At 63.2% G+C, this 12,563-nt stretch carries 9 protein-coding genes; 7 read left to right on the top strand and 2 right to left on the bottom strand.

Features of this window, described 5'->3' with window-relative positions; genetic code table 11:
- Positions 1-526: 526 nt before the first annotated feature.
- A complete protein-coding gene (locus JMY24_RS11950) occupies positions 527-1,021 on the bottom strand; it encodes a hypothetical protein (protein WP_128596369.1) in 495 nt (164 codons plus the stop codon).
- Between the two features lie 348 nt (positions 1,022-1,369).
- Here JMY24_RS11950 and JMY24_RS11945 point away from each other — a divergent pair, with 348 nt between their 5' ends.
- Positions 1,370-1,801, top strand: coding sequence for a phasin family protein (locus JMY24_RS11945; RefSeq protein WP_027777497.1), 432 nt, complete (start codon positions 1,370-1,372; stop codon positions 1,799-1,801).
- Positions 1,802-1,935: 134 nt separating this feature from the next.
- Here the strand turns inward: JMY24_RS11945 and JMY24_RS11940 are convergent, their stop codons facing one another.
- The gene (locus JMY24_RS11940) at positions 1,936-3,072 is read right to left on the bottom strand and encodes a zinc-binding metallopeptidase family protein (protein WP_128596370.1); all 1,137 of its coding nucleotides are present in this window, start codon (positions 3,070-3,072) and stop codon (positions 1,936-1,938) included.
- A gap of 233 nt (positions 3,073-3,305) precedes the next feature.
- Here JMY24_RS11940 and JMY24_RS11935 point away from each other — a divergent pair, with 233 nt between their 5' ends.
- From JMY24_RS11935 to JMY24_RS11910, 6 genes are all read left to right on the top strand, one after another.
- The gene (locus JMY24_RS11935; protein WP_128596371.1) at positions 3,306-6,788 is read left to right on the top strand and encodes a transglutaminase family protein; all 3,483 of its coding nucleotides are present in this window, start codon (positions 3,306-3,308) and stop codon (positions 6,786-6,788) included.
- 29 nt (positions 6,789-6,817) lie between these two features.
- On the top strand, positions 6,818-9,451 hold the full coding sequence (locus tag JMY24_RS11930) for a circularly permuted type 2 ATP-grasp protein (RefSeq protein WP_128596372.1): 2,634 nt from the start codon (positions 6,818-6,820) through the stop codon (positions 9,449-9,451).
- Positions 9,448-10,338, top strand: coding sequence for a transglutaminase family protein (locus JMY24_RS11925; RefSeq protein ID WP_128596373.1), 891 nt, complete (start codon positions 9,448-9,450; stop codon positions 10,336-10,338). The genes JMY24_RS11930 and JMY24_RS11925 overlap by 4 nt, the downstream gene beginning before the upstream one ends.
- 63 nt (positions 10,339-10,401) lie before the next feature.
- Positions 10,402-10,824 carry a MarR family winged helix-turn-helix transcriptional regulator gene (locus JMY24_RS11920; RefSeq protein WP_128596374.1) on the top strand — a complete coding sequence of 141 codons (423 nt, stop codon included), beginning with the start codon at positions 10,402-10,404 and terminating at the stop codon, positions 10,822-10,824.
- Between the two features lie 87 nt (positions 10,825-10,911).
- Positions 10,912-11,331, top strand: coding sequence for a MarR family winged helix-turn-helix transcriptional regulator (locus JMY24_RS11915; protein ID WP_128596375.1), 420 nt, complete (start codon positions 10,912-10,914; stop codon positions 11,329-11,331).
- 110 nt (positions 11,332-11,441) lie between these two features.
- The gene (locus JMY24_RS11910) at positions 11,442-12,560 is read left to right on the top strand and encodes an HlyD family secretion protein (RefSeq protein ID WP_128596376.1); all 1,119 of its coding nucleotides are present in this window, start codon (positions 11,442-11,444) and stop codon (positions 12,558-12,560) included.
- Positions 12,561-12,563 lie beyond the last annotated feature (3 nt).

The following is a 12,563-nucleotide window of genomic DNA, read 5'->3' as shown; positions in this document are numbered from 1 at the left end:
GTTGTCGGCACGCGGTGCCGTAGTGTTCGAACGTATCTTCCGATGACCGGCAACCGGGGGATCGTGATCATCGGCGACAGGTGTCGCACATAAAGCACTCTTGATCTCTTGCGTTCTGTTTCGTACGCACCGGCAGCGAAACGAAGTATGGCGGAGGCGCTTGTCCGACTCCATCGAACAATTATTTCGCGCAATGTCACGCGCCGAGAGGGCGTTTTGCGTGGGAGTGCTGCACCGTGGATAGATAGAAGAACGCCGCGCGAGTGCGAGCGGCGCAACATGCAGGAGGGATCAGTTCAACGCAAGCGTCACGATGCAGCAAAGCACGAACACGAGCAAAGCGGCGGCAACGGCCACATCGACTGGATAACGCATGCTTCACTCGCACGGGCGTTTTGACAGCCTTTATCGTAATCAACAGACGGAAGACGAAAAAGCGGCCAGTGAACGGCAATGTGCGAGAACTAACGCTGCGCGACGAACGTCGGCGGGGCCTGTTGGCGGCAGCGCTTCCAGGGGAATAGTGTTACTGCGGCTTCGCCTGCGGCGCATTATCGAATGGCGTGCGCGGCGGTTTGTTAGCCGCGGCGAGGTCTTCCGACAGGCTCGTGCGCAACGTGGCGATCGCCTGGTCGGGATTGGCGGGCTTCAACTGTTCGCGGGCGAGTGAGTCGTACACGTAGTGACGCAGCATCGGGTCCTGCGTCCTGTTGAGCACGTCGTGGTACACCGCGACGATGTCGCCCGGGCGTCCGCTCAGTGCGTACAGTCGGCGCAACTGTTCGAGATCGTTGATCACGGCGAAGCCGGGGCCGATGGGACCCATCGGAGCCAGCGGACCAGCCGGAAACATCGGACCCATCGGACCCATCGCGTCATGCGTTCCTCGTGCGCCGTCGATTTGCGGCGCTTCGCGATGGTGAGAGGTAGGCGGCGTCGGCAAGCCGTCTTCCGCAAATGCGGCCGTTGCGGACATGGTCAGCACGGCGGCCACCGCCGCGCCAAAGATCTGTTTTTTCATGAGGTCGCTCCCATCGACACAGCGCCGGCGCGACAGTGCGCCGGCTCATCCTAACGATAGACGAGACCCCGTTGTGCCGGGTTACGGACACGCTTCTCCACGCTTACGAAGTCTTGCGCCGAAGCCTGTCGCGTAGCGAGCTACGGGGTCGCGTCGCGTTCGGGAATGGCGCATGCGCTGGCGCAATAGCGTGGGATGGCGCATGATTGACGCAATGTGCCGTCCGACCCCACAACCGCGCAACGCTCTCGCGGGGCGCGGCGCACCGGAGACCGCGGGTGCCTGCATCGCGTGAATCTTGCGGCGAGGCGCCGGTGGCGATTGTTCAACCGTAAAGGAGGATTTCGCATGGACCGACCTGATACCGCCAATCCGTTTGGCGATTTCACCAAAATGCTGGAGCAGTTCAAGCTGCCCGGTTTCGACGTGCCCGCCATCATGGAAGCACGGCGCAAGGACGTCGAAGCACTGGTTCAGGCGAATCAGACAGCGTTCCAGGGCATGCAGTCGCTCGCGCAGAAACAGGCGGAGATGCTGCGCACGACGCTCACCGAATTGCAGTCGCTCACGGGGCAGCTATCGGCGAGCGGGTCCACGCCTTCCGCGAAGACAGCCGAGCTGATCCAGCAGAGCTTGCACAAGTCGCTCGCGGATATGCAGCAACTCGCGCAGGCGGCGTATCAGACGCAAGCCGAGTCGTATGCGGTGATCGCCAAACGTGTGGAAGAAAACGTGCAGGAATTGCGCTCGCTTTTGCAACAGCAACAGCCGAAGAAGTAAGCGCGCTAAGGTGCTGAATCGCTTCCCGGCGACAGATGTTGCCCGAAGCCAATGCCGCGAATGGTCGTCGAATCTAGTCGAACCGTTCGCGGCTTTTTCATGTGTAAGGCCGCCCGGATGCGGCCCAATGTGCGTCAGCGTACGCTTTTCGTTGCCTGCTTCGACGTGGGCTGTTTCGCAGGACCTTTCGAGCTTTGCGAAGCCGACGATTTATTCCCCGCCTCCGCAATCACGCGATGCACGAAGCGCAATTTGTCCACCACCGGCACGGCCAATGTGAACGGATAACCGTCCGGCATGCCGAGGCTGCGGTTCAGGCTGTTCAATGCGTACGTGAGCGGATACCAGCGCTTCATCAGATTATCGAAGCTTGCGTCTTCAACGGGCGTGCGGTCGGTCAGCGTCGGTTCGCTCGGATCGTCGGGCAGCAGCGCTACGCCGTACGAGGTCGACGTGTCCAGCACGTCGACGATCAACATGTAGTGCGCCCACGTCTCGGCCCAGTCTTCCCACGGATGCATCGTCGCATACGCGCTGATGTACGACGCCTGCCAGTCGGCGGGCGCGCCGTCGCGATAGTACGCGTCGAGCGCTTCGCCATAATCGGCGCGCTCGTCGCCAAAAAGTTTGCGGAACGGTTCGAGCCAACGCGGGCTATTCTCCACCAGTTGACTGAAGTAGTAGTGGCCGGTTTCGTGGCGGAAGTGGCCGAGCAGTGTGCGGTACGGCTCGCCCATCGCGGTGCGCACTTTCTCGCGGTGAGCGTCGTCGGCCTCCGCAATGTTCAGCGTGATGAGCCCGTTGTCATGCCCGGTCATCACACGCGAACCGTCGCCGCCGTCCTCGAGAAATTCGAAGGCGAGACCGTGCTCGGGGTCTTCCTGGCGCGATTTGATGTCGAGGCCGAATTCGCCGAGCGTATACAGCAGCCGGCGTTTCGCCACTTCCAGGCGGTACCAGTAAAGCCGGTTCTCGGGCGCGCCGAGATTGGGAATGGTATGTGTCAACTGGCATGACTGGCACAGCGTGGCGTCCGAATCGGCGGGGATCATCCAGTTGCAGACGTTTTCGACGGAGTAGTTATGGCATTGCCGGTAAAGCGCGCCGTCCGCTTCCGGGTGCAGGCTGCGCCAGCGCTCTTCGCCCGCGTCTTCAAAGGCGCTGATCTCACGCAGTTCCGGCACATAGCCGAGTAGCGCCTCGCAGCGCTCGCACCGGACGTTCTCGAAGAACACGAGGTGCGAGCAGCGATTGCAGTGGAACGTTTTCATGGACGAAACCCGAGCGGTGAGTGACAGTGAGAAGCGTCGGTCGCGCAATGTTCATGCCGCATTTGCCAGACGTCACCGCTTTAACGCACAGTATGGGCATGATCGTGCATGGGCGCCGCCTCTGTTTGGTGCACGGCCCTGCCAACGGCAGTACCGTGGCCGCATGCGGCTTTCAGATGAACGGCATGAAGCTTGCTTTTGGCGGGCTGCCAACCATAGACCAGGAGTCCGGTGTGTCCATACGCGTCGCGTTGAACCACGTCACACATTACCGTTACGACAGGCTGGTTGCGCTGTCGCCCCAGGTCGTGCGTTTGAGGCCCGCACCGCATTGCCGGACTCCGATCCTCTCTTATTCGATGCGGGTCGAGCCGGCTCAACACTTCATCAACTGGCAGCAGGATGCGTTCGCCAACTATCAGGCGCGGCTCGTTTTCCCGGAGAAGACGCGTGAATTTAAGGTGACCGTCGATCTGGTCGCCGAAATGGCCGTCTACAATCCGTTCGATTTCTTTCTTGAGCCGTCGGCCGAAAAATTTCCGTTCGACTATTCACCGGACCTCGCGCTCGAACTCGCGCCGTATCGCGTGAAGCGTCCCATGACGCCGCGCTTCGCCGAGTTCGTGAAAAGTATTGACCTCACGCCGACTGTGACCGCGGACTTTCTCGTCGCGTTGAATCAGCGGCTGCAACGCGAGATTCGCTATCTGATTCGGATGGAGCCGGGCGTCCAGACGCCCGAGGAAACGCTCGCGAGCGGCGCCGGATCGTGCCGCGATTCGGGCTGGCTGCTGGTCGAGACGTTGCGCCAGTTGGGCCTTGCAGCGCGCTTCGTGTCCGGCTATCTGCTGCAGCTTGCGCCCGATATCAAATCTATCGACGGCCCGAGCGGCACTGAAGTCGACTTCACCGACCTGCACGCCTGGTGCGAAGTCTATCTGCCGGGCGCCGGTTGGATCGGCCTCGACCCGACTTCGGGCCTGCTTGCCGGCGAAGGTCACATTCCGGTCGCCTGCACACCGGAACCCGGCAGCGCCGCGCCGATATCGGGCGCGGTGGACGAATCCGAGGTCGAGTTCAGCCACACCATGTCGATCAGCCGCGTGCTAGAAACGCCGCGCGTCACGAAGCCTTATAGCGAAGAGGTCTGGAACGACGTCCTCGCGATGGGCGCGCACGTCGACCGTCGACTCACGGACATGGACGTGCGCCTGACGATGGGCGGCGAGCCGACCTTCGTGTCGGTGCGCGACCGCGACGCCGCCGAATGGAACACGGACGCGCTCGGCCCGACCAAACGCGGCTACGCCGTCGCGCTGATGGACAAGCTGCGCTCACGCTACGGCGCGAACGGCTTCCTGCATATCGGCCAGGGCAAATGGTATCCGGGCGAGCAGTTGCCGCGCTGGGCGATGTCGTTGTACTGGCGCGCCGACGGCGAGCCGTGCTGGCAGAACCCCGAATTGTTCGCCGACGAACGCGAGCCCGGCACCTACACGGCCGCCGACGCGCAACGCTTCCTCACGCACCTGGCCACCAAACTTTCGCTCGATGAAGGCTGCATCCTGCCCGGTTTCGAAGACGTCTGGTACTACCTGTGGCGCGAGCGGCGTCTGCCCGTCAACGTCGATCCGCTCGACGCGCGCCTCGACGACGAACTCGAGCGCGTGCGTTTGCGCCGCGTGTTCGACGCAGGACTCGGCGGCGCGACCGGCTACGTGCTGCCGCTTGCGCGCGAGCGCGATGTGCCGCAGGAGGCGCCGAAGTGGGTCAGCGGCCGCTGGTTCTTTCGCGACGAACGCATGTACCTGATTCCCGGCGACTCGCCGATGGGTTATCGCCTGCCGCTCGATTCGCTGCCGTGGGTGTCGAAGACCGACTATCCGTATCAGCATGCACACGATCCGTTCGCGCCGCCGGTGCCGTTGCGTTCGGCCGCGCAGTTGCGCATGCAGTACGACGGCGAGCAGCACGAAATGACCGGCCCGGACGCACGGCGCGCTGCGGCGTTGTCGTCGTCGGCAGGCGATCTGTTGAGCGGCATGCCCGGCAGTGCGGTGTTGGCGTATGCGCCGCAGCGTGGTGAAACGGAAGCCGCGGTTGCGCCCGCGCGCGGCGAGTCGTCGAAGGAAACGCTTCGCACGGCCATTTGCGTCGAGGCGCGTGATCCGAAGCGCGCGGCCGGTCCCAAAGCGGAAGCCGACGGGCTTGGCGGCGGCCGAACGCTCCTGCACGTGTTCATGCCGCCGCTCACCGAACTCGACGACTATCTCGATCTGCTGGCCGCCGTCGAAGCGACGGCCGCCGAGTTGCGCATGCAGGTCGTGCTCGAAGGCTATCCGCCGCCGCGCGATGCGCGTCTGAAGATGTTGCAGGTCACGCCCGACCCCGGCGTGATCGAGGTGAACATTCATCCGGCAGCGAACTGGGAGCAACTGGTCGATCACACCGAGTATCTATATCAGTCGGCGGCGCAGAGCTATCTGAGCAGCGAGAAGTTCATGACCGACGGACGCCATACCGGCACCGGCGGCGGCAATCACCTCGTGCTTGGCGGCGCGACGCCCGCCGACAGTCCGTTCCTGCGGCGTCCGGATCTGCTCGCCAGTCTGAGCGCGTACTGGCATAACCATCCTTCGCTTTCGTATCTGTTTTCAGGGCTCTTTATCGGGCCGACGAGCCAGGCGCCGCGCATCGACGAAGCACGCAACGATCAGGTCTACGAACTCGAAGTGGCGTTGCGCGAATTGCAGCGGCAGATCGACCTTCTTGGCGGACGCGATAGTGCGAACCTGCCTGCGTGGATGATCGACCGCTCGTTGCGCAACATTCTGATCGACGTGACGGGCAATACGCATCGCGCGGAATTTTGCGTCGACAAGCTGTATTCGCCCGATGGACCGACGGGGCGCCTCGGCCTGCTCGAATTGCGCGGTTTCGAAATGCCGCCGCACTCGCGCATGAGCCTCGTGCAGCAGTTGCTGCTGCGCGCGCTGGTCGCCCGTTTCTGGCATACGCCGTACACGCAGCGGCTCACGCGCTGGGGCACGGAACTGCACGACCGTTTCCTGCTCGGCACCTTCGTGAAGATGGATTTCGACGACGTGCTGGACGAACTGAACCGCGCGGGTTTCGCGTTCGACAGCAGCTGGTTCGCACCGCACTTCGAGTTCCGCTTTCCGCTGGTCGGCGAAACCACGGTGAGCGGAGTATCGCTGACCATTCGCAATGCGCTCGAACCATGGCATGTGATGGGTGAGGAGGGCTCGCCGGGCGGAACCGTGCGTTATGTGGATTCGTCGGTGGAGCGGCTCGAGGTGCGCGCGCTCGGCTTGAACGAAAACCGCCATGTGCTGACGGTCAATGGCGTGCCCGTGCCGTTGCAGCCGACAGGCCGCGTCAGCGAATATGTGGCGGGCGTGCGGTTTCGTGCGTGGTCGCAGCCTTCGGCGTTGCATCCGACCATTGGCGTCGACGCGCCGCTCACGTTCGATCTGGTCGATACATGGAATGGCCGTTCGGTGGGCGGATGCCAGTATCATGTCGCACATCCGGGCGGGCGCAACTACGAGACGTTCCCGGTGAACGCCTACGAAGCCGAAAGCCGGCGGCGCGCACGCTTTTTCGCGTCGGGCCATACACCGGGGCCGCTTGCAGCCGATGCGCCGCAACGTAGCCTCGAGTTTCCGTTCACGCTCGATCTGCGCTACTGGTAAGACAGCTCACCTTCAATAACGACACGACCTTGGCTTTTCAATCGACTTTTCCCTTCGAAACGTCCGCGACCCGTGCGGACGCTTCGTCCCTGTTGCGGCTTTTGCCCGCTCACGAGGGACACTGGGACGAGTTGCGCGACGCCTCCGGCGCACTGCGCGCCCCCTGGCGGCAGTTCTTCGAGCGGCTCGGCGAAGACGGCATCGCGCGGCTGGAAGGTCACCGCGCTTCGGTCGCGCAGCAGATCCGCGACAACGACATCAGCTACAACGTGTACGCGGATAACGGCGAGCCGCGCGCGTGGGCGCTCGATCTGCTGCCGTTCCTGATCAGCGAAGCCGAGTGGGCGCATATCGAGCGCGGCGTCACGCAGCGCGCGCATCTGCTCAATGCAATCGTCGCCGACGTCTATGGGTCGCAAACCTTGCTCCAACGCGGACAGTTGCCTCCCGCGCTGGTGTTCGGTCATCCCGGCTATCTGCGCCCCGTAAAGGGCTATGCGCCGCCTGGCGGGCAGTTTCTGCAAGTGGTCGCGGTCGACCTCGCGCGTGCGCCGAACGGCGAGTGGACGGTGATGGCGCACCGCACGGAAGCGCCTTCCGGCCTCGGCTATGCGCTGGAAAACCGGCTGATCGTTTCGGCGTTATTTGCCGATCTGTTTCGTTCGATGCACGTAAGCCGCCTCGCGCCGACCTATTCGCAACTGATTTCGACGCTGGTTCAGGCGGCGCAGGCGACCATGCGCCACGATTCGCCTCGCGCCGATGCTTCGCCGCATATTGCGTTGCTTACGCCGGGGCCGTTCAGCGAGACTTACTTCGAGCACGTGTTCCTCGCGCGTTATCTGGGCGTGACACTGGTGGAAGGCAAGGACCTCACGGTGCGCGGCGACATGCTTTATCTGAAGACGCTCGCCGGTCTGGAGCGCGTGCATGTCGTGCTGCGGCGACTGGACGATGCGTTCTGCGATCCCGTGGAATTACGAGCCGATTCGACCATCGGCGTGCCGGGCCTGCTGCAGGTCATGCGTGCCGGCAATGTGATCGTTTCGAACGTGCCAGGGTCCGGCTTTGTCGAGTCGCCCGCTTTGCACGGGTTTTTGCCCGGCATAGCCGAAGTGCTGTTCGACGAAGACCTTATTTTGCCGAGCGTGGCCACCTGGTGGTGCGGCGAGCAGGCGGCGCGCGAGCACGCGTTCGCGCGCATGGACGAAGCCTTTATCGTGCCCACGTGGCCGGTTGCGGCCCGCGACGCGCCGCCGGGCGTCGAGCAGGGCAGACAGCGGCTGTCGGCGTGGCGCGAGCGTATCGAGGCGACGCCCGGCAACTATACGATCCAGCAGGCCCAGCGTCTTTCCTGCACGCCGCGTTACGAAGACGGCACGATCGGCGGGCGTCCGTCCGTGTTGCGCGCGTATGCGATCGCCGATGTGAACGGCGGCTGGCACGTCATGCCCGGCGGCTTCACGCGCATGGGCGCCGAGCGGCAGGCAACGGTATCCATGCAGTACGGCGGCAGCAGCGTCGACACGTGGGTGCTGTCGAGCCAGCCCACGTCGACCTTTACGCTACTGCCTTCGCCGATGCAGCCTGCGGACCTCGCGCGAAAACATCGCACCGTGTCGAGCCGCGCTGCGGAGAACCTTTTCTGGGCCGGACGTTACGGCGAACGCGCGGAAAACAACGTGCGTCTGCTGCGCTTCATTCTGGGCTCGCTCGAAGGCAACGATGCCGACACGATGTTCCCGACGCTTGTCGAACTTGCGCTGCACTGCGGGCTCCTGCAGTCGGGGGACATGTCCGTGTCGCACACGCCGCAAGCGTTCGAACGCGCGCTGGTCGCCAATCTGAGCGAGAGCACGGGCGCCGCGAGCATCGGTCAGAACCTGACCTGTCAGGCTCGCTCGAATGGCGAAGTGCGCGGGCGGTTGTCGAACGATCACTGGCGCATCATTCTTGCCGCGCGCAACGACTTCCGCGACGCGTTGCAGACGCTGATGCCGGCTGCCGGTTCGAACGATGCTTCGCCACCGGCAGCGGTGAACGGCCGTGCTACGAATGGCGGCAGCCGTTACGACCGTGTCACGCTGATGAACGCGCTTGAACGGCTGTCGGTGCAATTGTCGGCGATCAGCGGCGCGCAAGGCGATCGCATGACGCGCGACGAGGCGTGGCGGCTCCTGTTCGTCGGCCGGCATATCGAACGCGTGTCGGCCATGAGCACGTTTGTGCGTGTGGCCGCCGACAAAGGCCAGCTTGCAACGCCGGCCGGTTTCGACCTGCTGCTGCAATTGTTCGACAGCACGCTTACGTATCGCTCGCTTTATCCGGGACGTTTCGAAGTGCCGGCTCTGCTCGATCTGCTGGTGATCGAGCCGACCAATCCGCGCGGAATTTATGGTGTGTATGAGCGTTTGCGCAAGAAGCTCGATGAAATCGCGGTGGCTGCGGGCAGCACGCGGCATCGTCCGTTTGCGGAATTGATGCCGCCTGCCGCGTCGTTGCCCACGCTTGCGTCGCTATGCGACGTCGACGGGCAAGGCGCGTATTGCAATCTGGCTGCGGTATGCGATCAGATTGGCGGTTTTGCCGGCGCTGCGGCGCATGAAATCAGTGCGCGCTATTTCAGCCACGCGAGCACGGTCGCATCGCAGGTGTGGTCATGAAAACCCCGCCTGTCGTGCTGTCGGTTTCGCACCGCACCACGTACCACTACTCGACGTATGTGGAGACCGCGCAGCATCTTGCAACTATCCGGCCTATCGTCTGTGAGTGGCAGCGGGTCGTGTCGCACGACGAACGCATCGAGCCGCAGCCCTCGTATCTGAATAGTCGTATCGATGCGTTCGGCAACGACGTCCTCTATTTCGCGCTCGACGCGCCGCATGAGCGGCTGCAACTGGTCAGCGAAACGACCGTGGCGCTCACGCCGCGCTGGACTAATCTCGATCCCCAAGCCACACCGGCGTGGGAAGAAGTGGCCGACGCGCTCGAGTTTCGCGTGGGCGGGCAGTTCCGGGCCGAGGCCGAGTTCTGCTTCGCGTCGCCGAATATCGCGCCGTGGCCGTCGTTGCGCGCTTATGCGCTGCCGAGTTTTCCGCCCGGCATGCCGGTTGCCGCTGGTGCGATCGATCTGATGCACCGCATTCACGAAGACTTCGCGTACAAACCGTCGGCGACGATGTTCGATACGCCTGCCGAGCGTGCGTTCGAACTCAAGAGCGGCGTGTGCCAGGACTTCGCGCAGGTGATGATCGGCTGCTTGCGCTCGCTTGGTTTGCCCGCGCGCTACGTGAGCGGCTATCTGCGTAATGATCCGCCAGCGGGGCAGCCGCGTCTGATCGGCGCGGACGCGTCGCATGCGTGGGTGTCTGTGTATTGTCCGGGCAGCGGCTGGATCGACCTCGACCCAACCAACGACGTGCTCGCCGATACCGACCACGTTACGCTCGCAATCGGCCGCGATTACAGCGACGTGTCTTTGTTGCGCGGCATGATCCTCGGTGGGGGCGCGCATCGCGTGGAAGTGGGCGTGACGGTTCTCGCGCTTTAGCGCTGAGCGTTTGCTGCGTAAAAATACTTGACGAAGTGCATATGCACACATAAACTGCGAAGCATGAACCGTCCTCTCTCCTACGACGAATGCAACTGCTTTGCGCTGCGCCAGGCGGCGCGGCACATCACGCAGCTGTATGAGCGCCATCTCAGCACGGTGGGGGTCACGGCAGCGCAATTCACGATTCTCGCCAAACTCGCGCGCACGCCCAATTTGCCGATCCTGGATCTCGCAGACGCAATGGTGATGGAGCGCACCACGCTCGTGCGCGCCATGAAACCGTTGCAACGCGACGGTCTGGTGGTCGCAGAATCGGCTGAACACGACGGCAGAACCTATCTGTTCAGCCTGACGGAGAAGGGCGAGAAGACTTTCGACCAGGCAGCTATCGCATGGCGTGCCGCGCAAAACGAGTTCGAAGAGAAGTTCGGACGCGGGCGTGCCAAGGCGTTACGCGCTGAGTTGTTCACTATTACCGGCTAACGCCGGCGCATGAGCTCGCGAATAGTTTCGTTTGCGAGCTTTTTTATATCTACGTGTGTGCGTATGCACTCATGAGGAGTCGCAGCAATGGAAGAGCCCTTCGACGACGATTGTTTTGCCATCCGCCAGGCGGCGCGTTATGTCTCGCAGATCTACGACCGCCATCTGGCGGGTGTCGGTTTGACGATCACACAATTCTCCCTGCTTGGCCGCCTCAAACGCACTGGCCCAATGACAATGAAGCAACTGGCTGACGCCATGCGCATGCAGCGCACCACGCTCGTCCGCACGATCCAGCCGCTGCGCCGCAGCGGGCTCCTGTTGAGCGAGGCGCACGGCGCGGATGCACGAGCGCTGTCAGTCACGCTTACAACAGAAGGCGAAGCGCGGCTCGAGGCGGGGCGCAAGCACTGGCATGCCGCGCAGGCCGAATTCGAGCACAGCTTTGGCGGGCAACGTGCGCAAGCGTTGCGCGGCGAGTTGTTCGCAATCACCGGGCACTTGTGAATTGAGCGCGAGGCAATGACAGACTGGTAGCAAATTACGCAATGAACGGGCGCCATCAATCGGCGCTATTTTTTCAACTTCACCAGTGCATACGCACACATACAAACATCATGTCCACTACACCTTCGACTGTTGCGCCAGCGGGCGCCGCGCAGGCCGGCAAACCGGCCAGGCGCGTTCCGTGGATGCTGCTCGCGATCATCACGGTGCTTGCCGTGCTGGCGCTCGCCGCGTCGTACTGGTTCTTCGCGGGACGCTTCGTCGAAACGACGGACGATGCCTACGTGGGTGGCGATGTCACGGTCATGGCGCCGAAGGTGAATGGCTTCGTGGCTGACGTGCTGGTGAAGGACAACCAGTTCGTGCACGCGGGCCAAGTACTCGTCAGGTTGGACTCGCGGGACTACGACGCACGCCTCGCGCAAGCCGCAGCCGAGGTGCGCAGCGCGCAAGCCGCAGTGACCGAATTGCAGGCTAAGAAATCGTTGCAGCTTGCAACGATCAACGAACAGGCCGCAGAAGTTCGCGCCACCGGCGCCGAACTGACACGCAGCGCAGCGGATCAGGCACGCTATCGCGAGCTCGTGAAAGACGACGCAGTATCGAATCAGGTCGTGGAGCGTGCCAATGCCGATCTCACGAAGGCGCATGCCGCGGTGGATCGCAGCGGCGCGTCATTGATCGCGGCGCAGCGGCAAATAGCCGTGCTCGACGCGCAGATCGGCGACGCACTGGCCCGCATTGCCACCGCGGAGGCGGCGCAGCGCGTGGCGGCGCTGAACGTCGAATACACCACCATTCGTTCCCCGATCGACGGCTACGTGGGCAACCGCACCGCGCGGGTCGGACTGCTTGCGAACACCGGCGTTTCGCTGCTGACGGTGGTGCCAGCGAGCGGTTTGTGGATCGACGCGAACTTCAAGGAAGACCAGTTGAAGAAGATGCGCGTCGGCGACACCGTCGACGTGGATCTGGATGCTTCGAGCGCACGCATTCACGGCGTGGTGGAGAGCCTCGCTCCGGCAACCGGCGCAACATTCAGTGTCCTGCCCGCCGAAAACGCGACCGGCAACTTTACGAAGATCGTGCAGCGCGTGCCGGTGCGCGTGCGCCTGAATGTGCCTGAGGACATGCAAGGCGTGCTGCGCCCCGGTCTCTCGGCGACAGTAAAGGTTCACCTCGATCACGTCGGCCAAGTCGGCGCTCAAACCGCGCCGGCTCGCGGATAAACC

The sequence above is a fragment of the Paraburkholderia kirstenboschensis genome, from assembly GCF_904848585.1.
GTDB lineage: Bacteria > Pseudomonadota > Gammaproteobacteria > Burkholderiales > Burkholderiaceae > Paraburkholderia > Paraburkholderia kirstenboschensis.
The sequence above is the reverse complement of the archived record's forward strand: the minus strand, read 5'-3'. Positions and strand labels throughout refer to the sequence as shown.